The organism is Georgenia sp. SYP-B2076, from assembly GCF_003991205.1.
GTDB lineage: Bacteria > Actinomycetota > Actinomycetes > Actinomycetales > Actinomycetaceae > Georgenia.
On the sequence record NZ_RXOZ01000035.1, the window covers coordinates 191953 to 217586 of the forward strand.

General features: G+C 73.4%; 20 protein-coding genes and 1 pseudogene. 12 read left to right on the forward strand and 9 right to left on the reverse strand.

The window, feature by feature from the left end:
• Positions 1-46: 46 nt before the first annotated feature.
• Complete coding sequence (locus EJK16_RS17340) at positions 47-4444, forward strand: ExeM/NucH family extracellular endonuclease (RefSeq protein WP_127131589.1); 4398 nt, start codon at positions 47-49, stop codon at positions 4442-4444.
• A gap of 145 nt (positions 4445-4589) precedes the next feature.
• Here EJK16_RS17340 and EJK16_RS17345 read toward each other — a convergent pair whose 3' ends face one another.
• Positions 4590-5654, reverse strand: a complete 1065-nt coding sequence (locus EJK16_RS17345) for a DMT family transporter (RefSeq protein ID WP_127131591.1) — start codon at positions 5652-5654, stop codon at positions 4590-4592.
• 97 nt (positions 5655-5751) lie between these two features.
• On the reverse strand, positions 5752-6114 hold the full coding sequence (locus tag EJK16_RS17350) for a nucleotide pyrophosphohydrolase (RefSeq protein ID WP_127131593.1): 363 nt from the start codon (positions 6112-6114) through the stop codon (positions 5752-5754).
• Here EJK16_RS17350 and EJK16_RS17355 point away from each other — a divergent pair.
• From EJK16_RS17355 to EJK16_RS17365, 3 genes are all read left to right on the forward strand, one after another.
• Entirely contained in the window at positions 6092-6781 is a 690-nt protein-coding gene (locus EJK16_RS17355; RefSeq protein WP_127131595.1) for a beta-L-arabinofuranosidase domain-containing protein, read from the forward strand. The genes EJK16_RS17350 and EJK16_RS17355 overlap by 23 nt on opposite strands.
• A gap of 214 nt (positions 6782-6995) precedes the next feature.
• Positions 6996-7565 (forward strand): hemerythrin domain-containing protein, encoded by a 570-nt coding sequence (locus EJK16_RS17360; protein WP_127131597.1) that lies wholly within the window; start codon positions 6996-6998, stop codon positions 7563-7565.
• A gap of 178 nt (positions 7566-7743) precedes the next feature.
• Positions 7744-8238, forward strand: a complete 495-nt coding sequence (locus EJK16_RS17365) for a hypothetical protein (RefSeq protein ID WP_127131599.1) — start codon at positions 7744-7746, stop codon at positions 8236-8238.
• Positions 8239-8352: 114 nt separating this feature from the next.
• Here the strand turns inward: EJK16_RS17365 and EJK16_RS17370 are convergent, their stop codons facing one another.
• Positions 8353-11121, reverse strand: coding sequence for a glycoside hydrolase family 2 TIM barrel-domain containing protein (locus EJK16_RS17370; protein WP_164737399.1), 2769 nt, complete (start codon positions 11119-11121; stop codon positions 8353-8355).
• Positions 11122-11559: 438 nt separating this feature from the next.
• Here EJK16_RS17370 and EJK16_RS17375 point away from each other — a divergent pair, with 438 nt between their 5' ends.
• Positions 11560-12225: an SPFH domain-containing protein gene (locus EJK16_RS17375; protein WP_127131603.1), complete on the forward strand. Its 666-nt coding sequence runs from the start codon at positions 11560-11562 to the stop codon at positions 12223-12225.
• A gap of 159 nt (positions 12226-12384) precedes the next feature.
• Positions 12385-14037 (forward strand): glucose-6-phosphate isomerase, encoded by a 1653-nt coding sequence (pgi, locus tag EJK16_RS17380; protein ID WP_370276084.1) that lies wholly within the window; start codon positions 12385-12387, stop codon positions 14035-14037.
• Between the two features lie 461 nt (positions 14038-14498).
• Here the strand turns inward: pgi and EJK16_RS17385 are convergent, their stop codons facing one another.
• Positions 14499-15356: an ABC transporter permease gene (locus tag EJK16_RS17385; protein WP_127131607.1), complete on the reverse strand. Its 858-nt coding sequence runs from the start codon at positions 15354-15356 to the stop codon at positions 14499-14501.
• On the reverse strand, positions 15353-16306 hold the full coding sequence (locus EJK16_RS17390; RefSeq protein ID WP_127131609.1) for an ABC transporter ATP-binding protein: 954 nt from the start codon (positions 16304-16306) through the stop codon (positions 15353-15355). Before EJK16_RS17390 ends, EJK16_RS17385 begins: the two co-directional genes overlap by 4 nt.
• A gap of 131 nt (positions 16307-16437) precedes the next feature.
• Between EJK16_RS17390 and EJK16_RS17395 the strand changes: the two genes are divergently transcribed.
• Positions 16438-17607, forward strand: a complete 1170-nt coding sequence (locus tag EJK16_RS17395) for a sensor histidine kinase (protein ID WP_127131611.1) — start codon at positions 16438-16440, stop codon at positions 17605-17607.
• Positions 17604-18269, forward strand: a complete 666-nt coding sequence (locus EJK16_RS17400) for a response regulator transcription factor (RefSeq protein ID WP_127131613.1) — start codon at positions 17604-17606, stop codon at positions 18267-18269. Before EJK16_RS17395 ends, EJK16_RS17400 begins: the two co-directional genes overlap by 4 nt.
• A 15-nt stretch (positions 18270-18284) precedes the next feature.
• Here EJK16_RS17400 and EJK16_RS17405 read toward each other — a convergent pair whose 3' ends face one another.
• Both EJK16_RS17405 and EJK16_RS17410 read right to left on the reverse strand, forming a co-directional pair.
• Positions 18285-19601: an MFS transporter gene (locus EJK16_RS17405; RefSeq protein ID WP_127131615.1), complete on the reverse strand. Its 1317-nt coding sequence runs from the start codon at positions 19599-19601 to the stop codon at positions 18285-18287.
• A 221-nt stretch (positions 19602-19822) separates the two neighbouring features.
• A complete protein-coding gene (locus EJK16_RS17410) occupies positions 19823-20713 on the reverse strand; it encodes an NmrA family NAD(P)-binding protein (protein WP_164737400.1) in 891 nt (296 codons plus the stop codon).
• Between the two features lie 32 nt (positions 20714-20745).
• Between EJK16_RS17410 and EJK16_RS17415 the strand changes: the two genes are divergently transcribed.
• Positions 20746-21243: a MarR family winged helix-turn-helix transcriptional regulator gene (locus EJK16_RS17415; protein WP_127131619.1), complete on the forward strand. Its 498-nt coding sequence runs from the start codon at positions 20746-20748 to the stop codon at positions 21241-21243.
• 16 nt (positions 21244-21259) lie between these two features.
• Here EJK16_RS17415 and EJK16_RS17420 read toward each other — a convergent pair.
• Together EJK16_RS17420 and EJK16_RS17425 are read right to left on the reverse strand one after the other, a co-directional pair.
• A pseudogene (locus EJK16_RS17420) lies at positions 21260-21397 on the reverse strand (zinc-binding dehydrogenase); the annotation flags it as partial.
• A gap of 472 nt (positions 21398-21869) precedes the next feature.
• Positions 21870-23006 carry an LOG family protein gene (locus tag EJK16_RS17425; RefSeq protein ID WP_240646134.1) on the reverse strand — a complete coding sequence of 379 codons (1137 nt, stop codon included), beginning with the start codon at positions 23004-23006 and terminating at the stop codon, positions 21870-21872.
• A 92-nt stretch (positions 23007-23098) separates the two neighbouring features.
• On the opposite strand from EJK16_RS17425, the gene EJK16_RS17430 reads away from it, so the two are divergent.
• The 3 genes from EJK16_RS17430 to EJK16_RS17440 all read left to right on the forward strand — a co-directional run bounded on the left by EJK16_RS17430 (position 23099) and on the right by EJK16_RS17440 (position 25367).
• Positions 23099-23356, forward strand: a complete 258-nt coding sequence (locus tag EJK16_RS17430) for a ribbon-helix-helix domain-containing protein (protein ID WP_127131621.1) — start codon at positions 23099-23101, stop codon at positions 23354-23356.
• A complete protein-coding gene (locus EJK16_RS17435; RefSeq protein WP_127131623.1) occupies positions 23353-23730 on the forward strand; it encodes a type II toxin-antitoxin system VapC family toxin in 378 nt (125 codons plus the stop codon). Before EJK16_RS17430 ends, EJK16_RS17435 begins: the two co-directional genes overlap by 4 nt.
• 200 nt (positions 23731-23930) lie before the next feature.
• Positions 23931-25367 (forward strand): M48 family metallopeptidase, encoded by a 1437-nt coding sequence (locus tag EJK16_RS17440; RefSeq protein ID WP_164737401.1) that lies wholly within the window; start codon positions 23931-23933, stop codon positions 25365-25367.
• The last annotated feature ends 267 nt before the right edge of the window (positions 25368-25634 follow it).

The window sequence follows — 25634 nt, forward strand, 5'->3', positions numbered from 1 at the left end:
GCTACGTTGCCGAGGGAGTTATCCGAAAAACGACAAAAGGGAACCGATGCCACGCACTGGGAGCAGGGGGCGCACGCGTGCCTGGGGGCCGTTGGCGGCCCTCACCACGCTGGCGCTGGCGGGAACCGGGGCGGCAACGCCGGCGTTCGCCGCAGTCGATCCAGCCACGCATGACGCAGGCAGCACCACGGCGGCACACACAGCCGCGGCCGCCGGCGGGGCTGTCTTCATCAGCGAGATCCACTACGACAACGCCGGTCCGGCGGACACGGGGGAGGCCGTAGAGGTGCAGGCTCCGGCCGGCACCGACCTGACCGGGTGGCAGCTTGTCCGCTACAACGGCAACGGTGGGGCCACCTACAGCAGCCCCGCCGCACAGGGTTCGTTCGGTGGCGTGGTTCCGGAGGCAGGCGTCGTCGTCCAGCACTACGCGAAGGACGGTCTGCAGAACGGTTCGCCCGACGGCGTGGCGCTCGTCCGGCCCGACGGCACCGTGGCCGAGTTCCTGTCCTACGAGGGTTCCTTCGCCGCGACGAACGGCCCGGCGAGCGGGCGGACGAGCACGGACATCGGGGTCGCCGAGACAAACAGCACCCCCGAGGGCCACTCTCTGCAGAAGATCGACGGAGCCTGGACCGGCCCGTCCGCCGGCACCTTCGGCGCCCTCAACGGCGGCGCCGCGGACCCCGACCCCGAGCCCACGACCGACCCCGTCGAGCCCGGCACGGACACCCACACCATTGCCGAGGTCCAGGGCACCGGTGCCGCCAGCCCGCTGGCCGGCACGACCGTGACCACCTCCGGCGTCGTCACCGCCGTCTACCCGACCGGCGGCTTCAACGGGTACTACCTCCAGACGCCCGGAACCGGCGGCGACACGGACCTCAGCGCCCGCACCACCTCGGACGGCCTCTTCGTCTACTCCGCCGCCACGGTCGGCAGCGTCAGGACCGGCGACCACGTGCAGGTCACCGGCGCCGTGTCGGAGTACAACGGGCTGACCCAGATTACCGTGGCCGCCGGCGGCGCCGCCGTCCTGACCGAGCCGGCCGAGGCCGTCAAGCCCGTGCCCTTCGCGCTGCCCCGCGCGGAGGACCGCCGCGAGGCCTTCGAGGGCATGCTCGTCGAGCCCGACGCCGGGTACGTCGTCTCCGACACGTACGGCCTCGGCGGCTTCGGCACCAGCGCGTTCGGGTCCATCGGCCTGGCCTACGGCGACAAGCCGCTCGTGCAGGAGAGCGACGTCGCCGCCCCCGGCACCCCCGAGATCGACGCCATCGCGGCGGACAACGCCGCCCGCGCCATCACGCTCGACGACGGGCAGTCCGCCCGCACGGCCGCCGGCGCCCAGGTCCCGTACCTGACCGGCGAGCCCGACGTGCGCACGGGCGCGACGCTGACCTTCCACCAGCCAGTGGTCCTCGACTACCGCTTCCAGTGGAACTTCCAGCCCACGGCGCCGGTGACCGGCAACGCCGACGGCATGGTGAGCTTCGACGGCGGCAACACGCAGGCGGCCAACGCCGCCCCGCAGCTGGATGGCGGCAACCTGCGCCTCGCCTCGTTCAACGTGCTCAACTACTTCACCACGCTGGGCGCGGACCTGCCCGGCTGCACGCCGTACACCGACCGCGCCGGCGACCCGGTCACCGTCAGCGGCGGCTGCGACGCCCGCGGCGCCTGGGAGGGCGAGGACCTCCAGCGCCAGCAGGGCAAGATCGTCACGGCCATCAACGGCCTGGGTGCCGCCGTCGTCTCCCTCGAGGAGATCGAGAACTCGGCGCACTTCGGCAAGGACCGCGACGCCGCCCTCGCCGCGCTGGTCGACGCCCTGAACGCCCAGGCGGGCGCGGGGACGTGGGCCTACGCGAAGTCCCCGGCCGCGCAGCCGGACCTGGCGGAGCAGGACGTGATCCGCAACGCCTTCATCTACCAGCCCGCGGCCGTCGAGCCGGTCGGCGAGTCGGTGATGCTCGCCGACGCGGCGTTCGACAACGCCCGCGAGCCGCTGGCCCAGGCCTTCAGGGTCGGCAGCGACTACGCGTTCCTGGCGGTGTCCAACCACTTCAAGTCCAAGGGCGGGAGCTGCGGCACGCCCGTCGAGGGCTGCTTCAACGCCGACCGCGAGGCGCAGGCGAACGCGCTCGTCGCCTTCGCCGAGGCCACCGCGGCCGACGCCGGGATCGAGGACATCTTCCTGCTGGGCGACTTCAACGCCTACTCGCAGGAGTCCCCGATCACGGCCATCACCGGCGCCGGCTACACCGCGCTCAACACGGAGGAGCCGACCTACGTCTTCGACGGCAAGGTCGGGTCCCTCGACCACGTCTTCGCCAGCGCCTCGGCCGCGGCGCGCGTCGCCGACGTGGACGTGTGGCGCATCAACGCCCCCGAGTCCGTGCTCGCCGAGTACTCGCGCCACAACTACTTCGCCAGCGAGCACGTCGTCGACGGCACCCCGTACCGCTCCTCCGACCACGACCCGATCGTCGTCGCGCTGGACGTGCCGGGCGCCGCGCCGACGGTGGACCTCTCGCTGCTGTCCATCAACGACTTCCACGGCCGGATCGAGGCGGACGGCCAGTCGGCCGGCGCCGCGGTGCTCTCCTGCGCCGTCGACCAGTTCCGGGCGCAGAACCCGAACACGCTGTTCGTCTCCGCGGGAGACAACATCGGCGCCTCGACGTTCACGTCGTTCATCCAGCAGGACCAGCCCACGCTGGACGCCCTGAACGCCATCGGCCTGGACGTCTCGGCCCTGGGCAACCACGAGTTCGACCAGGGCCAGGACGACGTCAACGGCCGCGTCGCCGACGCCTCGGACTTCCCCTACGTCGCCGCCAACATCGTCGACGCCTCCGGCAAGCCGGCGTACGAGCCGTACGTCGTCAGAGAGGTCGACGGCGTCACGGTCGGCTTCGTCGGCGTCATCACCGAGGAGATGCCCGCCCTCGTCTCCCCGGCCGGCATCGCGGGGCTGACCTTCACCGACATGGGGGAGGCGGCCAACACCTACGCCAAGCAGCTCTCCGACGGTGACGCGGCGAACGGCGAGGCGGACGTCGTCGTCGTGCTCGCGCACGACGGCTCGGCCACGCCGGACCTCGCCGGCGCCGCAGGCACCGCCTACGGTGACCTCGTCGCCGGGGCGGACGAGAACATCGACGCGATCATCTCGGGCCACACCCACCAGGCCTACGTCCAGGACGTGGGCGGCATGTGGGTCACCCAGACCGGCCAGTACGGCGAGGCCCTGGGGCACCTGACCCTGACGGTGGACCGCGCCACCGGCGACGTCACCGCGGCCACGGCCGAGAACGTCGACCTGGTCACCGCCAGCGGCCCGCACTGCGCCGGCGACCCCGCGGTCAAGGGCATCGTCGACGCCGCGACCGCCAAGGCGAACGAGCTCGGCTCCCAGCCCCTCGGCGGCCTCATCGCGGACCTCAACCGGGCCCGGCAGGCCGACGGCAAGACGGAGAACCGGGGCGGCGAGTCCACCCTGGGCAACGCCGTCGCGGACGTCCAGCTCTGGGCGGCGCAGCGCACCAACCCGGGCGCCGACGTCGCGTTCATGAACCCCGGCGGGCTGCGGGCGGACCTGAAGTTCGCCGCTTCCGGCGCCGAGGGCGACGGCGTGGTGACCTACAAGGAGGCGGCCGTCGTCCAGCCGTTCGCCAACACCCTGGTCACCACAGACCTCACCGGCGAGCAGATCACACAGGTGCTCGAGCAGCAGTGGCAGCCTGCGGGCGCCAGCCGGCCGTTCCTCAAGCTCGGGGTCTCGGACGGGCTGTTCTACACCTACGACCCGGACGCGGCCGCCGGGCAGCGGATCCTCTCCGTGACGCTCGACGGCACGGCCCTCGACCCGGCCGCGACCTACACCGTGGTGGCCAACTCGTTCCTCGCCGCCGGCGGGGACAACTTCTCCACCCTGGGGAAGGGCACGAACGCCGCGGACACCGGCCAGTCGGACCTCACGGCGATGGTGGACTACCTGGGCGAGTTCACGTCCCTGAGCCCCGACTACGGCCAGCGGGCGGTCGGCGTGAACTGGGTCTCCGACCCCGGCGCCACGTACAAGGCGGGCGAGCAGGTCTCCCTCGACCTCTCGTCGCTGGCGTTCTCCACCACCGAGCCCAAGCCGGCGACGGCGACCGCGACCCTAGGCGGGACGCAGGTCGCCACCGCCCCGGTCGACCCGGCGGTGGTGGACACCACCGACGAGGTGGGCCGCGCGGCGGTGCGGGTCACCGTGCCCGCGGACGCCACGGGCGCGCTCGACCTGGTGGTCACGGACTCCAACGGCACGACGGTGACGGTGCCGGTGACCGTCGCCGACGCGGAGGAGGAGAAGCCGCCGTCGCCGGGGCAGCAGCTGCGCGGCTGGCTGGGCAAGCTGCTGAAGAAGTTCCTCCCGTGGTTCCCCTGGTGGCGCTGATCGGGTGAGGGCGGACGGCGCTGCGGAGCGCGAGTGGTGCCGGCCACCCCAGCACGAGGTCCCGTCGGCCGCGCACAGCGCGGCGGGCGGGACCTCGTGCGTCGCGGGCGGTCCGGCACGGCCCTGACTGGCCGTCTACCCGACCTCACGCCGCGTCGGCCGGCGCACCACCCGCGACACCGACACTCTCTTCCCGGGCCCCGCCCTCCGTTCGCGCGGGGTCCGGGCGGCCGAGCCCGGCCGGAACGGCGCCCGCCGAGCCCGTGCCCGTGCCCGTCGAAGCGTCGGCGTGGTGCCGTCGCGGCCGCAGGCGCACGTGACCCTGGCCGATGAGGATGCCGAGGATGACGATGGCGGCGCCGATGGGCTGGTTGATGCTGAGGGTCTCGTGGAGGACGACGACGCCGAGCACGACCCCGACGACGGGCGTGAGGTAGGTGACCGTCGAGGCGAGGGTCGCACCCCAGGCGATGACCACGTCGGTGTTCCAGATGAAGGCGACCCCGGTGCCCAGGGCGCCGAGCACGACGATCGAGGCCACGATCGCCGGGGTCAGGGTCACCGGCGAGGTGGCGACGAACGGCGCGAGGACCAGCATGATGAGCGCCGCGATGCCGATCTGCGTGGCGGCCACGGTGACGGCGTCGTAGCGGTGCCCGGTGAGGAACCGGCGCATGTAGACGAAGCCGAGTCCGTAGCAGGCGGTCGCGCCGAGGGCCGCGAGCTGGGCCAGGTAGTGGTGCTCGCCCGCGGGGGCGCTGGCGAGCGTCCACGGCGCCGCGACGACCACGACGCCGGCCGCCGCGAGGCTGAGCGCGGCGGTCCGCCCCCGGGTCAGCCGCTCCGCCGGCAGCGCGACGAGCGAGAAGAGCAGCGTCATGATCGGGGTGGTGGCGTTGTAGATGCTCGACAGGCCGGACGGGATGTACTGCCCGGCCCAGGCGAAGAGCAGGAACGGCAGCACGCACAGCAGGATGCCGATCATCGTCAGGTGCCCCAGGACCCGTGGCTCCCGGGGCCAGCGGCGCCTCGTGACGAGCATGATGAGCGTCAGCGTGACGGCACCGGTCACCAGCCGGCCGAGCACGACCTGGGTGGGGGAGAGCCCGTCGAGGGAGACGCGGATGAACAGGAAGCTCGCGCCCCAGATCACCGCGAGCGCGGCGAACTTGAGCAGGGTGGCCCGCTGGGGCCGGGCGGCGGCGGTCATGGTCTTCTTCCGGTCGGCTTGAACCCCGGGGCGTCAACAGCGGCGCAAGGGCGCGCATTCCGGCGCGCGGGCGACGTACCCGACCGGAGCCCCGCCCTCATCCTGGCTCGCCCAGCTCTGTGTACTTCGCGTTCGAGCCGCGGGAGAGGTCGACGGGGTACTTGGCGGCATTCTTCGTGATCTTGGCGTGGACGGCGGCGTCCAGGTCGATGCCGAGCGAGTCGGCGATCTCGACGAGGTAGGTGAAGACGTCGGCGAGCTCGTCGGCCAGCGCGTCGCGGCCCGCGTCGGTCCGTGCGTGGGCGCGGACCTCCTCGTCGGTGCGCCACTGCATGAGCTCGGCCAGCTCGCCGACCTCGCCCACCAGGGCGAGGGTGAGGTTGCGCGGCGTGTGGAACTGCGCCCAGTCGCGCTCGTCGGTGAAGGCACGCAGCCGGGTGAGCACGTCGGAGATGTCCATGGGGATGGTCTACCGCACGGCGCCGACACCGCCGGTACGCGGCGTCACGCGGCCGACGCCACCGCGGCCGGCGGAGTACGCGGAGTGCGGGATCCGCACGGAGCTCCCCGGTGGCGGCGTGGTAGGCCTCGAGGTCCGCACCCGCTACCCCGAGGAGGGGCTCATCCGGGTCACCGTCACCGAGACGCCGGACCGGGCCTGGAAGCTCTCCCTCCGGGTGCCGGGCTGGGCGGACCGGGTCACGCTGCGCCGCGGCGATGTGACCCGGGAGGTGGGCCCCGGTGACGCGACCGTCGAGGGGCCGCGGGCCGCTGGTGACACGGTCGAGCTGGACCTGCCGATGCGGGCGCGGTGGACGTGGCCGGACCCCGAGATCGACGCGTTGCGGGGGAAGGTGGCCGTCGAGCGCGGCCCGGTCGTGTACCGCCTGGAGTCCGTGGACATGGGCCACGACGTCGAGACGGCCGAGGTGGTCGTGGTCGAGCCGCCAGTGGACGAGGACAGCCGGGTGCTCGTGCCCGTGCGGGTGGGACGTAGCAGCGCGCATGCTCGCGTCCATGCTGATCACGCTCGTCGCGAGAACCGTTCGACCGGTGTGGGCCACCTGTCCGCGCTCATCCCGGTGACGGTGGCTCTGGATCCGTTCGCAGGCGGATCGGAGCCGTGAGCGATCGGATCGCGCCACAAACACGCTTCACGGTCGCGGGCAATTGGCGGAATCATGCGGGTGCCGACTTTAGGCCCGGCCCGTTCCCGTCGGCTTTGTGGCGCGATTTCACCGCGCCGGGCAGCACATCGGTGCGTGGCCCCCACCGTTGGGGTTGCCGCGCGGCCAGGCTCCGGGAAGATGGCAAACTCACGGACGTCAAGAAGGGACCGTCATGGCAGATATCGTCGATGTCATCAAGGCTCAGCACCGCGAGGTGGAGAAGCTGCTCGAGAAGGCGGAGGAGGGCGGCCCGGCGGCCGCGGGATTCCTGCAGCAGGTGAACGACCTGCTCAAGCCGCACTCCGAGGCGGAGGAGTCCTTCGTCTATCCCACCATCCGGGAGCGCCGGGAGGACGAGGCGGACCAGGTCCACGACAGCGTTGCCGAGCACCATCACATCGAGGAGCTCCTCGAGGAGCTCGTCAGCACGGACCCCGAGACTCCCGGCTACGACGGGAAGCTCGCGGCCCTGGTGGGCGAGCTGAGCCACCACGTCGAGGAGGAGGAGCAGGACCTCCTGCCCGTGCTCGCGAAGGTCCTCAGCGCGGAGGAGCGAGAGGAGATGGGGCAGCGGTTCGCCCGCGAGACGGGCGCCGGGGACCGCCCGGCCGCGGCCGCCACCGAGGCCGGCGGCAAGGAGCCGACCAAGGAGGAGCTCTACGAGAAGGCGCAGGAGCAGGACGTTCCCGGCCGCTCGAGCATGACCAAGGACGAGCTCAAGGACGCCGTCCAGTCCGACTGAGGTCCGTCGCAGGCGCCGGTCAGCCCGAAGGGCTGGCCGGCGCCGCGCGCTGTCTGCCCCGGCACCCGCGCCGCGCTACGTCTGTGCCTCATCCGGGCGCCACACTTTGCCGTACCGGTGCCCCCGGGCGCCCTATGGTGGTGGCTGAGGGCAGCGGGTTCGGCTGAAGGGGACGAAGATGTCTCGGACGAGAGCGATCGTGCCCACCCGCGGCGTGCGGCTCGTCGCCGTCCTGGCCTGTGGCGGCGCGCTCCTGGCCGGCTGCGGCGGCGGCGGGAACGAGCCCGGCCCGGGACCAAGCGCCTCGGCGCCGACCACGCCCGCGGCCCCGCCCAGGTCCACGCCGCCGACCCAGTCCCCGGAGGTGAGTGTGGAACCCGAGGCGCAGTCGGCCGCGGACGCGGCAGTCGCCGACCTCAAGGCGCGACCCGAGACCGGCGGCGAGCCCGTCCGGGTCCTGATTGCTCGCCGGGAGACTTTCCCGGACAGTGCCCTGGGCTGCCCGAAGCCCGGCATGAGCTACACCCAGGTCCTCACCGAGGGATACCGCGTGATCCTCGCCCGCGGTGACCGGGAGTGGCTCTACACGGCGGGATCCGACGGCGTCCCGAGCATGTGCCCCTCCGGCGAGCCGGACGGCGGCAGGGCGGCCGGCACCGCGCCGACGGCCTGAGCGCGCGGCCGTCACACCGTCCGCCGCGAGCCGGGCGGCCCGTGCCGGATGCCCACGCCGTCGGCGGCCCGCACCGCAACCGGTGCGGGTCCGCCGAGGGCCGGGGGCGCTACCTCAGGCGGTGCGGCGGACGTCGATCGCGCTGACCACCGGCAGGTTCTTCACCGGCGCGAAAGCGATCTCGATCCCGGCGCCGCCGGCCGCCGTCACCGTCGTGGTGACGTCGTAGGGCGTGTGCTGGCCGACCTTGGCGACCAGGTCGAGGCCCGTCTCCACCGGTGCGCCGTTGACGGCGACGTCGAAGATGCGCCAGCCCACGGGCACCTGGACGGTGCCGTCGGGCGCGGGGACCGCGTACCCGTCGCCGCCGACGTCACCCACCGAGGTGATCTCGGCCATCCGAAGCGTGACCTCGTACGCGCCGTCGGGCACGTCGAACCGGTAGGCGGACATGCCCTTGCGGTAGGTCTGGTACAGCGGGTCCTCGTCGCTGCCGTTCACCCAGTTGTTCTTCATCCAGCCGTACCCGGCGGTGAAGTCGGGCGCCACCGCGCCCCACGCCCCGGGGGTGTACTCGCGGTCCTCGACCCACACCGTGCCGTCGGGGTCGGTGTACTGCACGATCGCGCCGGTGGAGACGGCGAGCCGTTCGAAGGGCACCTCCGGGTCGGCCAGGAGCGGGGCGTGGTACGTGAAGTCCACGATCGCCTCGTCGCTGAGCCGGTCGCCCGAGGGGCTCGTGGCCGTCGCCGAGAGCACGTTGGTGCCGTGGACGAAGGGCACCATCCAGGCGGCGTACCCGATGGAGTCGGTCGGCCTGACCCCGAGCGAGACGCCGCCCAGGAAAAGCTCGACCTCGGCGGCGTTGGAGTAGACCGTCACGGTCTGCTCCACCGGCTGGTAGCCGGCGGCGCCGTCGGGGCCGATGCCGGCGCGGTGGTCCCACAGGTCGGTGGCGATGTGGAGCACGTCGACGCCCCGCCAGGCCTGCATGAGGTGGTAGACGGGCTTGGGTGTGCGGTCGGAGAGCATGAGGCCCTTGGTGTTCACGTGCGGCACGGAGCCGGTGCGGGACTCGGAGCCGAAGTCGAACTGCGACCAGTACGTGGTGCCGGCCAGCCAGGGCCGCTCGTCGATCTGGCGGAGGTAGCTCTCGAGGTAGTACTGCTGGAACTCGATGCTCTGGTCCTGGTAGTTCGCGTACCCGGCGAGCCGGGGCAGGTCGCCGGGGACCACCCGGTGCAGGCGCGGGTCGGAGTCGGCGCCGAACTCCGAGATCCACAGGACCCGCTCGGGGTGAGCGGCGTGCTCGGCGTCGAGGTAGGGGCCGAACTGCTCCGCCTTGCCGCCGTACCAGCCGTGGTAGAGGTTCCAGCCCCACACCATCGGGATGTCCGCGATGCCCGAGGTGTTGTACAGCGCCGCCTGGTGGCCGACCATCGCGGTCAGGCGGGTGGCGTCCTCGGCCCGGACCAGCTCGTCGCCCTGCCGCAGCATGTCGTGGATGAACTCGACGTAGCCGGCGGGCTGCGGGCTGGGCAGCCGCAGCAGGATCTCGTTCATCGTTCCCCACACGACGATCGAGGGGTGGTTGTGGTGCTGGCGCACCATGTCCCGGATGTTGTTGAGGTGGTTGTCGACGAACGCCTGGGTCATCGTCGCCCTGTTGACCATGGGCGCCTCCTCCCAGAGGAGGAGGCCGAGCTCGTCGGCGGCCTCGAGGACGGCCGGCGCCTGGGGGTAGTGGGCCAGGCGGATGACGTTGGCGCCCATGGCCTTGATGATCTCGAGGTCGCGGATGTGGTCGGCGTCGGTGAGCGCGTTGCCCCGGCCGACGATGTCCTGGTGGCGGTTGGTGCCGCGGAGCGGGTAGGCCTGGCCGTTGAGGGAGAAGCCCGTTGCCGGGTCGGCGGAGAACCAGCGCACGCCCAGCGGGCTGTCGACGCGGTCACGACCGCCCTGTCCGGAGTCGACGACGGTCGCCACCTGGTACAGGTAGGGCGACTCCGGCGACCACAGGTGCGGGCGTACGATCGCCGGCAGCCGCAGCTCGAACTCGCCGGCGGTCCCGGCGCCCAGGCGCACCTCGGTTCGGGCCTCGACCACTGTGCGGCCGTCGGCGTCGAGCACCGTGGCGCGCACCTGCGCCGTCTCCGCGCGCGCGGAGTCGTTGACCACGCGCCCGCGGACCCGCACCGTGGCCTGCGAGGCCGTGGCCACGGGCGTGTCGACCCGCACGCCGGGGGAGGCGTGGTCGAGGACGTCGAGGTGGACCTCGTCCGTGGCGACGAGCCAGACGTTGCGGTAGAGCCCGCCGTAGTAGGTCCAGTCGCCGGAGTACGGCGGGACGTCATCCATGTGGGTGTTGTCCACGCGCACGGCGACGACGGCGTCCTTGCCGGGGCCGACGCGGCGGAGCTGGTCGGTGATCTCGACGCTGAAGGCGGTGTAGCCGCCGACGTGCCCGCCGACCCGCTCGCCGTCGACGTAGACGTCGGCGACCTGGAAGGCGCCCTCGAAGTACAGGAAGACTCGCTTCTTCTTCAGCGCGCCCGTCATCTTCACCGAGCGGCGGTACCACCCGGGGCCGCGGTAGAACCCCGGCGTGTCATCGAGGGAGTCCTCGGCGTTCCAGGTGTGGGGGATCGAGACTGGCTGCCAGACCGCGGCGTCGAGCCCTGGCTGCTGCGCGCCCGCGGGGTCGCCGAGCATGTGCCGCCAACCCTCACCCAGGAGTTCGCGGTCGCGCTGGCGGGTGGCCTGCGGGGGCCGGCGGTTCTGGGCGTAGGCGGGCTGCGCCAGGACGGACAGAGCGGCGCCGGCGGCCATGCCGGTCAGCACGCTGCGGCGTCTTGGGCCGGTCGGCTCTTGGGTGGGGATCATCATCGAGTCCTCTCGTCACGGGCGCACCCCTCCGTGCGCCACCCGGACGACCCTCCGGTATCGGACACAACGGACCTATTAGTTGCCATGAGTTGCCGCGTGAGCCTCCGCCAGAAAATGCGTTGCCGCCGCAACGCCCCGGTGGCACATTCGGGTCGTCCGGGTGAGTCAGCAGCCGGCCCGCCGTGGCGGGTCCCGGTCCTGCGGGTCGACCCGCCGGGACGTCTGCCTGCGGAGCAGATCTGGCAAAGGTGCTCGTCACCGAGGGGTTCGACTCCCCAGGGGACGTCGCCGCCCGGGTGCACGCGAGCTGAACGCCAGCGGACCGCGGCTGCCCCTACGGAGCCACGGCCCCCGCGCCGGCCGCGCCGGGCGGCGCCGTCCACCGCGACGAGGCGCATCACGAGGCGAGCACGAATCAGAAGGAGGAAGCAGGGCATGGCGTTGTTCACGATGACGGTGCAGTCGCGCCGCGCGGCGGTCAGGTACCGCCACGGGCGCCCCGAGCGCGTGCTCGAGGTCGGCCGCCACCCGCGGGCCTGGGGTGCGCGGGACGTCGTCGTGGAGCTCCGCGAGAACCTGCTGAGCCTCGCTCCTCAGGAGGTGCCCACCGCGGACGGCGTCTCCGTGAAGGCCACCGCCGTCGTGAGGTGGTCGGTCACGGACCCCGTCAGGTTTCTCGAGCAGACCACGGACCCGGTCGGCCACGTCTACCTGGCGACCCAGGTCGCCCTCCGCGCGGCCCTGGCCGGGCTGACCGTCGAGGACCTCGGGCGTGGCTCGGCGCTGCCCGCCGCGCAGCTGACGGCGGCGACCGACGCGGCGGCGCGGGCCGTCGGGGTTGCGGTCACCGAGGTGGTGGTCAAGGACGTCATCGTCCCGCGCGAGCTGCGGGCGGCGGCCGTCGAGGTCGCCGTGGCGCGCCAGCGGGGGCTGGCGATGCTCGAGCAGGCACGCTCCGAGACGGCGGCGCTGCGCTCGATGACCAACGCCGCCAGGCTGCTCGACGACCACCCGGCGCTGGCCCAGCTGCGCCTGGTGCAGGCGGCGCCGCCGGGCACGCAGGTCGTGCTGCAGGTCGGCGGTCGGCACTCGCAGCAGTGACGCCGGCCCCGCCCGGGAGAGTCCTCCCGGGCCGGGCCGGGCCGGGCCCGGCCCGGCGCCCCGCCGCCCGTCCGAGGGACGAGCGGTCGGCCACGGGCCATCATGGTGCGGGGCGCCCGCGCGAGCGGCGCCGGCTGAACGCGACCGAGAGGCACCATCGTGACCGATACCAAGGACATCTCCCGGACCGAGCAGTGGCGGGCACTGGCCGCCGCCGCCGAGGAGGCCCGGGGGAGCCATCTGCGCGACCTGTTTGCGGCCGACCCGGACCGCGGGACCCGCCTCGCGGCCGAGGCCGTCGACCTCTATGTCGACTACTCGAAGAACCTCGTCACGGAGGAGACGCTCGGCCTGCTGGTGGACCTGGCCCGGGCCGCGGGCCTGCCCGAGCGCATCGAGGCGATGTTCCGCGGGGACCACATCAACACCACCGAGGACCGCGCCGTCCTGCACACCGCCCTGCGGGCCCCGCGCGACGCGAAGCTGGTCGTCGACGGCCAGGACGTCATCGCCGACGTCCACGAGGTCCTCGACCGCATGGCCGCCTTCTCGGACAAGGTCCGCTCGGGGGAGTGGACCGGCCACACCGGCAAGCGGCTGACGACCATCGTCAACATCGGCATCGGCGGCTCCGACCTCGGCCCCAAGATGGCCACCATCGCGCTCGCGCCCTACGCCGACCCCGACATCACCTCGGTGTTCGTCTCCAACGTCGACGGCGACGACATCGCCGCCGCCCTGAAGGACGCGGACCCCGAGGAGACGCTGTTCATCATCGCGTCGAAGACCTTCACCACCATCGAGACCATCACCAACGCCAAGACCGCCCGCGCCTGGCTCCTCGACGCCCTGGGCGACGACGCCGCCGTCGCCAAGCACTTCGTGGCCGTGTCCACAAACGCGGAGAAGGTCGCCGAGTTCGGCATCGACACCGCCAACATGTTCGGCTTCTGGGACTGGGTCGGCGGCCGGTACTCCTACGACTCCGCCGTCGGGCTGTCCGTGATGATCGCCGTCGGCCCGGACAGCTTCCGCGAGATGCTCGCCGGCTTCCACGCCATGGACGAGCACTTCCGCACCGCGCCGCTCGAGCGCAACGTCCCCGTCCTCCTCGGGCTCGTCGGGACCTGGTACCGCAACTTCCAGGGCACCTCCACCCACGCCGTGCTGCCCTACAACCAGTACCTCTCCCGGTTCCCCGCGTACCTGCAGCAGCTCGACATGGAGTCCAACGGCAAGTCCGTCACGCTCGACGGCGAGCCCGTCACCTACCAGACCGGCCCGGTCGTCTGGGGGGAGCCAGGCACGAACGGCCAGCACGCCTTCTACCAGCTCATCCACCAGGGCACGCAGACGGTGCCGGCCGACTTCATCGGCTTCATCCACCCGGCCGACGAGGTGCCCGGCCACCACGACCTCCTCACCGCGAACCTCCTCGCGCAGACCGAGGCGCTCGCCTTCGGCAAGACGCCCGACGAGGTCCGGGCCGACGGCGTGCCCGAGGAGCTCGTGGCGCACAAGACCTTCGCGGGCAACCACCCGACCACACTCATCATGGCGCCGAGGCTGACGCCGTCGGTGCTCGGCCAGCTCGTGGCTCTGTACGAGCACAAGGTCTTCACCCAGGGCACGATCTGGAACATCAACTCCTTCGACCAGTGGGGCGTCGAGCTGGGCAAGGTGCTGGCCAACCGGATCGTGCCGTCGCTCACCGACGACGCCGAGCCCGACCTGGCGCACGACTCGTCGACCAACGCGCTCATCCGCCGCTACCGCGACCAGCGCCGCGTTGACGGAGCCGGCGGGCGCTGAGCCGACGGCGGGCGCTCGACGCCGACGGCGGGGCAGGACGTGGGACGGCCCGGGACCTTCTGGTCCCGGGCCGTTCGCGTGTGCTACGTCAGTGGGTCTGGTTCCTCGACCTATGCCCGATCATGGGCGGTGCCGGTGCTCTGCGAAGCATCAGGTGCTCTGCGATGCATCAACGGCCAACTTGTCGCGAGTCGCCAGACGGCCGGGTAGCGATGTCGGTACTCGTCACTGCTACGCATCACCTGCCAGGGTGGCTCCGCACCGATCCTCCACCGCCGACGAGGCGGGTGCACTCTCGCCCCTCCGCCCGGGGGAGTCTCGGTCTTATGCGTCCAGGTTAGTCACCGCGGCGGGCATGCGGTAGGCCTTAGGGCTCTTCCGCCCGCGAACCTTTCGCACGCCGCCACCGCGCCTTCCGCCCCGTCCGGACGCCGGTCCGCCCGGCCCGGCAGCTGCGCAGGTCAGGTCAGGTCCCGCCGCCGCAGGAGCGCCAGCGCGGCGCCCGCGAACACCATCAGGTACGCCGCCAAGGTCCAGGCCGCCGCCGGCCCGCCGAGCACGTCCAGCACGCCCGGCGCCCCGCCGGCGCCCATCCCCTCGGCGCCGAGCGCCCCGGCCAGGGACCCGGCTGCCGAGCCGGGGAGCCGGTCGGTCACCGCGGGCATCCCGTCGATGAGGCCGGAGACCCCGCGCAGCAGGTTCTCGATCACCAGCGCCCACACCAGGCCGAGCCCGGCGGCCAGCGCCGGCCCCTTCGCCAGGGCGCCGACGAGCACCCCGCCGGCGGCCCACATGCCCAGCACGAGGAGGCCGCCGCCCACCGACCGGGCCAGGTCGCCCACAGCGGGCGGCGCGGTGGAGGCGTCCTCGACGGCGGCGATCACCCCGGCGGCGGCCAGGTCCGCGGCCGTGGTGAGCAGGACGACGCCGACCACCGCCACGGCGAGCGCCACCAGCGTGCCGCCGAACGCGGCCACGCGCCCGGGGCCCTGGGCGAGGACGGTCTTCCAGGTCCCCCAGGAGTACCCGCTGCCGATGGCCAGCGCCCCGAGGATCATGACGATCGCGCCGCCGAACATGGGCATGCCCTGCACGAGCGTGCCCGGCACCGCGGCCGGCAGCAGCCCGGCGAGCAGCGCCTCGGGCGGGAGGCCGCCGGCGGCGTCGGGGCCGCCGCCGCCGCGGTAGCCGATGTACGGGAAGACGTACGCGAAGAGCAGGTTGAGGATCGTCCAGACCCCCACGAGCACCCAGGTGGTGGGCCAGCGCCACAGGCGGCGCAGCTCGGCTCGGGCGGAACGGGCCAGGTCGGTGTTCATCGGGCCACCTCCATGGGGCGGGGGTCGGCGGTCATCTCGAAGAAGACCTCTTCCAGGGAGCGTTCGACGGGGCTGATCTCGTGGACGTCGACGCCGGCGCCCACGAGCGCGCGGAGCAACCCAGGCACGACGGCGGAGCCGGCGGCCAGCCGCAGCGCCGCCGCGCCCGCAGCACCCGCTGTGTCCGCCCCGCCCGCCGCGCCCTCGACGGCGACGGCGCCGGCCCCCACCACCCGGGCGGCGACGGCGCGCGCAGCATCCAGCGGGGTGGCCCGCAGCCGCAGGGAGGTCCCGCCGCGCAGCTGGGCGACGGTGCTCTCGACCAGCAGCCGGCCGCCGGCGATGACGCCGACCCGGTCGCAGATCTGCTGGACCTCGGCCAGCAGGTGGCTGGAGAGCAGCACCGTCTGCCCGCCGGCGGCGACGTCCAGGAGGAGGTCGCGCATGTCCGCCATGCCGGCGGGGTCGAGGCCGTTGGTGGGCTCGTCGAGCACCACCAGGTCCGGCTCGCCGAGCAGGGCGGCGGCCACGCCGAGGCGCTGCTTCATGCCCAGGGAGTACGTGCGGAACCGGTCCCGGCCGCGCGCCGCGAGGTCCACGCGCGCCAGCGCGGCGTCCGCGGCCCGCGCGTCCAGGCCCCGGTAGCGGGCCAGGACGCGGAGGTTCTCCCTGCCGGAGAGGTACGGGTAGAAGCCCGGGCCCTCGACGAGCGCGCCGATCCGGGCCAGCGCGGCGGGCGTGCCCGGCGGCGCGCCCAGCACGGCGGCGGTGCCGGCGGTGGGCCGGACCTGCCCGAGCAGCATGCGCATCGTGGTGGTCTTGCCCGCGCCGTTGGGGCCGAGGAAGCCGTAGACCTCTCCGGCGCGCACCGTCATCGACACGGCGTCGACGGCGCGGCGCGGCCCGTAGACCTTGGTCAGCCCGCTGGTGGTCACGATCGGTGTGTTCATGCGTTCCAGCGTCCGCGGCGGGGGCGTCGCCGTCGTCCCCCACGCGTCGGCCGGGACGTACGAGGATCTGCGTACGCCGGGCACGCCCACAGGTGGACGACGGCCGGGGGGCGCGCGCCTATCGTGGGGCCGTGGCGGACGTGGGGCGGTCGGGCGTCAGGCCCGGGGACGTGCTCCTCGCCGGGGCCCTGGCGCTCTTCGCGGCGGGCGGCACCGTGCCCGCGGGGCTCAACCAGCCGGAGGCCCTCCCGCCCGACGTCATCGCGTACGTGCTCACCACTCTCGCGGCCGCGGCGCTGGTGCTCTGGCGGGTCGCACCCGCTGGCGTGTTCGCGACGGTCGCCGTCGTCCTCGGGGCCTACCTCGCGCTCGGCTACCCCTACGGGCCGATCATGATCACCGGCGCCGTCGCCGCCGGGCTGATGGCGTCGGCCCGCCCGCTGCGCACGGCGGTGGTCGCGGGCGGCGCCGCCGTCGTCGTCCTGGCCCTGGCGGTGCTCTTCCGCACGGTGCTGGCCCCCACGGCACCCGGCGCGGTGAGCGTCCAGCTGCTGGGGGTGCTGGTCTGGACCGCGCTGCCGCTCGCCATCGGGGTCACGGTCCGCACCCGCCGGGACGCCGCGGCGCGGGTGCGGGCCGAGCAGGCGCTGCGGGTGGTCTCGGAGGAGCGGCTGCGCATGGCGCAGGAGGTCCACGACGTCGTCGGCCACGGCCTCGCCGTCATCGCGCTGCAGGCCGGCGCCGGCCTGCACGTGCTCGACCACGACCCCGCCCGGGCCCGCGCCGCCCTCGAGGCGATCCGCGACACCAGCCGGGAGTCCCTCGACGGGCTGCGCGCCGAGCTGGCGAGCCTGCGCGGCGACGCCGCCCGCCGGCCGGCCCTGGGCCTCGACGACCTCGAGGCGCTCGTCGGGCGGGTCCGCGCCGGCGGGCTCGACGTGCGCCTGGACCTCGCGCGGCCGGACCCGGAGGTGGCGCCGGCGGTCGGGGACGCCGCCTACCGGATCGTGCAGGAGGCCCTGACCAACGTGCTGCGCCACGCCGGCGCCGGGGCCGCCGCCGTCGTCCGCGTCCACCCGGCGCGCGGCCGGCTGCTCGTCGAGGTCGCGGACACCGGGGCCGGGCCGCCACCCGGGGGCCTGGCGCCGGGCAGCGGGGTCGCCGGGATGCGGGCGCGGGCCGAGCGGGCCGGTGGCACGCTCGAGGTCGCCGGCCGCCCCGGCGGCGGGGTGCGGGTGCGTGCCCGGCTGCCGTTGGCCGGACCGTTGTCCCGGCCGCCGCTGGCGGGGGACGCGCCGTGATCCGCGTCGTGGTGGCCGACGACCAGAGCCTCATCCGCCTCGGGCTGCGCACGATCCTGGACGCCGAGGACGACGTCGCGCTCGTCGCGGAAGCCGCCGACGGGCGCGAGGCGCTCGCGGCCGTGCGCCAGGTGCGGCCCGACGTCGTCCTCATGGACATCCGCATGCCGGGGCTGGACGGGCTGGCGGCGCTCGCGGAGATCTCCGCCGACCCGGCGCTCGCGGACGTCCGGGTCATCATGCTGACCACGTTCGAGCTGGACGAGTACGTGTTCGAGGCGCTGCGCGGCGGCGCCAGCGGGTTCCTGCTCAAGGACGCCGACTCGGCCGAGCTCCTCCGCGCGATCCGCGCGGTGGCCGACGGCGGGTCGCTGCTCGCGCCGTCGGTCACCCGGACCGTCATCCGGGCGTTCGCCGGCCGGGCGCGGCAGGCGCCCGCGCCGCACCCCGGGCTGGGTCGGCTGACCGAGCGCGAGCGGGAGATGGTGGCGTGGGTCGCCACCGGCCGGTCCAACGACGAGATCGCCCGCGCGCTCGTCGTCAGCCCGGCAACCGTGCGCACGCACGTGGGCCGCGCGATGCTCAAGCTCGGCGCGCGGGACCGCGCGCAGCTGGTGGTGTTCGCGTACGAGTCCGGGCTGCGGGTCGACGACGGCGGGTGAGGCGCGGGCGGCACCTCAGCCCGCAGCCACCTGCACCGGCTCCGGGATCGTCCGGTCCAGCGGGTGCGCGATCTCGTCGCCAGGCATCCGGGCCAGCAGCCACGCCGCAGCGCCGAAGAGCACCGGCACCAGCGACGCCACCACGAACACCGGCCGCAGCCCGACCGCCTCGCCCACCGGCCCGGCCAGCGCCATCGACACCGGCATGAGCAGCAGGGACACGAAGAAGTCCAGGCTGGAGACCCGGCCGAGCAGCGCCGGGGGCACCCGCCGCTGCAGCAGCGTGCCCCAGATGACGTTCCCCACGCCGCTGGTCAGGCCGACGACGAACACCGCCGCCACCATCACCGACAGCCGGTCGGTCAGCCCGACGGCGGCGAACGGCACGCTGCCCAGGGCCCAGGAGAGCACCAGCGTGGTGAGGTACCGGCGCGGCAGCCGCCAGGACGCGACGACGAGCGAGCCGATCGCGCTGCCGACGCCGAACGCCGCGAGCACGAGGGCGAAGTGCTCGGGGCCGCCGCCGGCCTGGTCACGCACCGCGAAGGGCAGCAGCACCTCGATGGGGCCCATCATCAGCAGCACCCAACCGCAGGCGAACAGCAGCGTGCCCAGCAACCACGGCGTGCGGACCATGTACGCGACGCCCTCGCCCAGGTCGGCGCCCATGGCGCGCAGCGGGTGGGCGGCGCTCGGCTCCCGGCACACCGGGCGGGTGCGCATGAGCGCCAGACCGACGACGGCGAGCACCTGGAGGGAGGCGACCAGCACCAGGGCGAGCCCGGGGGAGGCGGCGGCGAGCGCGGCGCTGGCCAGCGCCGGGCCGGCGGCCTGCATGAGCGCCGGGCGCATCATGCCCTCGACGCCGTTGGCGGCGAGGAGCTGCTCGGACGGCAGGATCGTGGGCAGGAGGGCCGAGTAGGCCGGGTAGAAGAACCCGTCGGTCGCGCCGACGACGACCGCGAGCACCACCATGTGCCACAGCTCGAGGTTGCCCGTGAGCGAGAGCCAGGCGCCGGCGCCGATGCAGACGGCCTTCGTGGCCTCGACGCCCATGAGGATCCAGCGCTGCGAGACCCGGTCGGCGAGGACCCCGCCGAGCAGGACGGCGGCGACGGCGCCGACGGCGGAGCCCGTGGCGACCTGGGAGAGCTGGACCGGTCCGCCGCCGAGGGCGATGACCTGCCAGACGACGGCGACGAGCCACATCCCGGTCCCCAGCAGGGACAGGGTCAGGGCGCCGATCAGCACCCGGTACTGGGCGACGGCGAACGGGCGCAGCGCGCGGGGGAGGCCCGGGCGGGCGCGGCCGGGCGTCGTGGCGCGGGACATGGTGCCTCTTTCGTGCGCGCGCCGGGTAGGCGCGGATCGGTGGATCTCTCCAGCGTGAGACCTTAACGCCGTCGCCGTCCACGGAATTTCGGGTGCCGGTGTCGCGATGGCGCTGGTGAGAGAGCCGCTACGGCGGCGGCGGCGGCGCCGGTCCGCTCAGCCGACACACCCCGCCGTGCGCGTCAGGACCCTGCCTGGTCTCGGCGCGCCCACGGGCGCGCTCACCGCGGGCGCGCCCATGCGGCGCGCTCGCGGTGGGCGAACTGCGCGAACGTGGTGGGCTCGCGGCCGAGGACCGTGCGCACGTCGTCCGTCAGGCCGGCGGCCAGCCCGACCCGGGCGGTGGTGTAGATGGCGGCGGTGACCGCGACCATGCCCCACGGCATGTGGAGGGCGCGGCGTGCGTGCCGGGCGTACCGCAGGACGCCGGGCCGGGCGTACCGGATCGGTCGGCCGAGCTCGGCGGTCAGGATGGCGGCGGCCTGGTCGTAGGTGAGCGCCTCGCTCCCGGTGACGGTCCACGCGCGCCCGGCGTGGCGGTCCGGGTCGAGCAGGGCTGCGGCAGCGACCGCGCCGACGTCGTGGGCGTCGACGAACGCCGTAGCCCCGCGGCCGGCCGGCACGACGATCTCGTCCCGGTCCCGGATGTCGGCCGCGTGCGTGGTCGAGAGGTTCTGGTCGAAGAACGAGGCGCGGACGAACGTCCAGCCCAGCCCCGAGGCGCGCAGCCACCTCTCGATCGCCGCGTGCGGCACGACGGGGTTGCGCTCGGCGCCCTGCAACGACAGCAGCACCATGTGGCGCACCCCCGCGTCCCGCGCCGCGGCCAACGCCGGGATGATGTCGCGCCTGGCGTTGCCCAGCGCCGGCGGGCGCACTACGAACATCACCTCGATGCCGGCGAAGGCGCCGGGCCACGTCGCCTCGTCGGTGAAGTCGAACCGGACGCCCGTCATCTGCCCCGGCCGTGGTGCCGGGCCGCGACCCGGACGCGGTGTGCGGCCGTCGCGGCTCGCCGCGCGCACGTCGGCGCCCGCGCGCACGAGGGCGTCGACCACGGCGCGGCCGACATTGCCGCTGGCTCCGGTGACGAGGACGGGCGCGCGCATCATGTATGTAGCGTACATACAACTAGGCTGCGTGCATGACCACCCTCCCGACCCCGGGCGTCCACGACGACGACCTCGCCGCCCTCGACCGCGCGCTCCTGCAGCTGCGGCGCTTCGTCACGGCTGTCACCCCGCAGGTGCACGACGGCGATCGGGTGATCGAGTCCTCCACCCTGCTCATCGTCGAGGTCCTCATGGCGGCCGGCCGGCCCCTGTCGGTCCGGGAGCTGGCGGACGAGCTCGACGTCGCGCACTCGACCGCGAGCCGGCTGGTCGACCGTGCCGCCGCCACCGGCGCGGTCACCCGCACCACCAGCGACCACGACGCGCGCCGACGCGCCGTCGACCTGACTACCGCGGGCCGGGAGCTGGCCGCCCGGGCCCGCGAGCACCGGCAGGCCCACCTCGCCGCGATCCTCGCCGAGTGGGCACCCGCCGAGGCCGCCCAGCTGGCACGGACCCTCGGCCGCTTCGCCGAGCAGACCCGGCGCACCGCGCCCCGCCCGCCTCGGCCATCCACCGGTCCTCGGTGAACGAAGGCGCGAGCGCTCAGGCGTGCGGGACGACGACGGCGCGGCCCGAGAGCTGGCCGGACTCGAGCCTGCGGTACGCCTCGAGGGCGTCGTCCATGGAGTAGCGCTCCACCTCGGGGCGGATCTGGCCCGCGCGGTACATGGCGACCACCTCGTCCGGCGTTCACCGGCGCACCTCGACGGCCGGCGGGACGGAAGGAGGCCCACAGCGAAGCGGCCCGGGCACGAGGGCCCGAGCCGCTGCTTGCACCATCTGGAGGGTCAGTCGCTCGACTTATGCCCGATCATGGACTGTGCCGGTGCTTCGATCAGCATCAACGGCCGGTTCGTTCGCGAGTCGCCTGACGGCCTGATAGCGATGTCCGAGTACCCACTACGTGCACATCACCCGCTTCCACTCGCTGACTTCGGGAGGCGTCGATGCCTCCCTGCGGCTGAGCGAGCCCGGCGACCGGGTGCCGTCCTCAGCGACGTCTTCGGGTCGCCCAGGTGGGCCCCCGAGCCGCTGCAACCAGCTCGATCGTCGTGCCGTCCAACTGCCATCATCCTGGCACCCCCGTGACGGGGATCACGGGGACGTTCGTCCCGCCGCCGCGAGAAGCTTCGACCGGCTCGCGCGGCAGGGCTCAGGGGGCGCTCTCGCTCAGATCAGGAAGGTCCGCCTCGCCGGCATCTGCGGCGAGCACACTGACGGCCTCGTCCACGCCGTCCACCAGGTGGAGGCGGGCGCCCATGTCCCGGCCGCGGCCGAGGGCCTCCAGGACGGGCCACACCGGCACGGTCTCGCTCCAGTGCCGCCGCCCGACGAGCACCATGGGCGCCACCGCGGAACGGTCAGCGTAGTAGTTCTCGCACGCGTCCTGGAAGATCTCCTGCACGGTGCCGGCCGCGCCGGGCAGGAACACGATCCCGGCCGAGGCCAGGTGCAGGAGGACGTCCTCGCGGATCGCGTTCTTGAAGTACTTGGCGATGTCCGTGGCGAAGGCGTTGGGCGGCTCGTGCCCGTAGTGCCAGGTGGGGATGCCGAGGGAACGCACGCCGTCCGGCCACCGGTTCAGCACCTCGAACGCGGTCATGGCCCAGTCGTCCACCGACGGGGTGAAGCCCGGGACGACGGCGAGCATCTCCAGCGCGGCGTCGAGCTCGCGGGCCGGCCGGGCCGAGAGGTAGGCGCCGAGGTTGGCCGCCTCCATGGCGCCCGGGCCGCCGCCGGTGGCCACGGTGAGCCCGGCCCCGGCGAGCCGGTGGGCCAGGCGGGCGGCCGCCGCGTAGGACGCCGAGCCGCGGGCCAGGGCATGCCCGCCCATGATACCGACGAGGCCGCGACCGAGGACGAACTCGTCCAGCGCGTCGTCGATGGAGTGGTCGTGCAGCGCCTTGGCGAGGCTGCGGTCGAGCTGCGGTTCCTGCTTCGACCAGGCGTACACCCGCGCGTCGAGGGTGTCGTGGTAGCCCGCCACCAGGTGGTCGTACAGCTCACCGGGGGTGTACAGGTGTGCGCGGTACTGGTTGACCGGGACGTCGGGGACCTCCGGGAAGACCAGGGCGCCGCGGGCGCGCAGGCTCTGCTCGTCCACCTCCGCGAGCCCGCAGCCGAGGAACAGGGCCCCGGTGGGGTCGAGGCGGCGCAGCACCGGGCCGCGCTCCCGCAGGTCGACGTTCTGCAGGTGCCAACCCGCCATGGCCCGCGCCCCGGAGGCGACGCGTTCGTCGAAGTCCGCCAACGACTCGATCTCGACCGTGCGCCCGCGCTGTTGTTTCACACCGGGGGAACCTACCCGGGCGCGGTGCACCCTGCCGTGGAACGCCGCCGGATCGGCGCGCCTGGGACCGCGAAGTGATGTAATCTTACATCATGCTTCGTACCCAGATTTCGCTAACCGAAGCGGACCGGCGGCTCCTCGACGCGGAGGCCGCCCGGACGGGTCGGTCAATCTCCGCCCTCATCCGCGATGCCGTAGCCAAGGTCTATGGCTCCCAGGGGGACGTCGATGCCGACCTCCGGGCCATCGACGGCGCGTCGGGTGCGTGGGCGGGCCGTGATGTCGACGGCGAGGCGTACGTCGAGAGCCTGCGAACCGGCGGCCGGCTGAACGAGGCGGGCTCACGGTGACGGTCGTCGTCGACACGTCGGTGCTCATCGATGTGCTTCGGGGAAATACGGCTGCCGCCGCAGTGCTCCGAGAAGCGCGGACGGTCGGCCCGCTGCACGCGAGCGAGGTGACCCGGTTGGAGGTGCTGGCCGGCATGCGTGCGCCAGAGGAGGGCGCGACCCGTGCGCTGCTGGGCGTGCTCACCTGGCATCCATTGGATGAGGAGCTCGCCGAGCTCGCCGGTAGCCTCGGGCGCGCATGGCTCCCTGGGAACCACGGGATCGACTCCGCAGATCTCGCCATCGCCGCGACGGCCGTCGCCCTCGGCGCGCACCTGCTCACCCGCAATGTCCGGCACTTCCCGATGTTCGAGGAGCTGTCCAGCCCGTACTGAGCATCCGAACGAGGCGCGGGCTCGAGCGGCACGTCCGCTCGACATCAGTCCCGTGCCCGAGCCGGCATCACGTTCCTGGCCCGATGGGGAGACGTATGGATGCTCGTCGTCGGCGTATTCGTGCCTTCACTGTCCGCTAACCTCTGGCATGTCTCGCTTCACACAGCGCTGGAGGATCGACCATGTCCGTGGAGCCCCCCGTGCACGCCGTCAACGGCGCGCACACCTCGGTGATCAAGGCGCGGTGGGGCGCCGGGAGCATCCTCTCGATCGTGCTGTGCCTGCTGATGTTCGTCCTCCTGTCCACGTACTCGGGCCTGTGGTTCTTGCTGCCGGTCCCGCTCGTGGTGTTCGCATGGCGGTGGTTCAGCGCTCGCAATGAGTCGTCGCTCGCCTCGGTGAACGCGGTGCCCGCCGACCCCATCGGTCACGCGCCGCTGCTCGGTCACGTCCAGGCGGCAGCGGAGAGGCTCGGCATCGCGATGCCTGCCGTCTATGTCAGCCCGCAGCCGGTCCTGAACGCCTTCGCCACGACGGACCGAGAAGGCGGGGCCATCTGCCTCTTTCAGGCCACCATCGACGCGCTGCCCGACGATGAGCTCGCCGCCGTGGTGGCGCACGAGGTGGGCCACCTGAAGAACCGCGACTCCGCATACATGACCTTCTTCGATGCCGTGCGGTGGTCGCTGACGGCGATCATTGCGGTGCTCGGCGTCATCGTCGTGGTCTGCATGGCAGTCCTGGCGATGTTCAGCCGGAGCGCGCGCGGCGCACTCGGGCTGTCGACCGCGTTCGTCGGCGCGCTGACTGCCTTGGGTGCTGGCGCGGCATACCTCCTGGTCACCGCGGGGCAACGGTCGCGGGAGTTCATGGCAGACCGACTCGCGGCGCAGGTCCACCCAGATCCGCTCGCGCTGGGCAGGGCGCTGCAGCGCATGGCTTCGGCGAGCCGCCGGTGGCGTGTGGGCGAGGTTCCGGCGTCAGTCGCGGCGCTGTGCATCGTGCAGCCGTTCGTGCCGGGGTTCTTGTCCAGCATCGTGTCGTCGCACCCGAGCACCGACCGCCGCATCAAGCGGCTCGAGAGGCTGGTCGGTGCGGAGCGCGCGATCGAGAGCAACGGGGCTGCCGCCGCCCGGGACTGGGACCACGCGCATGCGGCACTGGAGGCGCAGGTCGCGCACGCGCGCAACGCTCAACCGTCGGAGATCGTCGGGCCGGCGCCCTTTGCGCCGATGCGCAACGAGCAGGTCTGGGCGACGATCCCAGCGAAGCTGGTGAAGCCCCGCACGCGGCAGGGGCAGCTCTCGTTCATAGTGGCCGACGACGGGGTCGCCGTGCTCACCACTGCCCGAGTGGTCTTCAGCGGGCCCGCGGGGCGCACCGAGTGGCGCTGGGACAAGGCCTACGACCACTCGTGGCGGTCCGGGGTGCTCGGTGGCGACGCCGTGCTGATCCAGGTGACCAACCGGCAGAAGCCGTCGGGCCTGCAGTTCGCCCTGCAGCACGCCGGCGGTGCTCGGCTCGCGCTCGAGCTGGCGCTGGCCGAGTCACGTGGGAGTCGCGCCGATCTTGTGGCGCACCTCGAGGCGCAGGTACGCGAGCATGAGCGAAGGAGGCCCGCGTCCGTCGAGGGGTGATCCTGGGTACGGCAGCGACGGCTGAAGTCCGCTGCCCACCGGGCAGCGGATCGCTCGCTCCACCGTGGAGTCAAGGGCGCGAGGCTCCGGTTGCCTCAGCCGACGGCGGCCCTGAGCGCCTCGAGCCGCGCGACCGCCTCGTCGAGGAGGGCCGGGTCGGTGCCGCGCACGACGATGTTCGTGCCCCGGACGTCGCCGTCGCGGAACGGGTAGGAGCCGACGCTGACGTGCGGCATGGTCTCGGCGAGCTCGCGCAGCGGGGTGGCG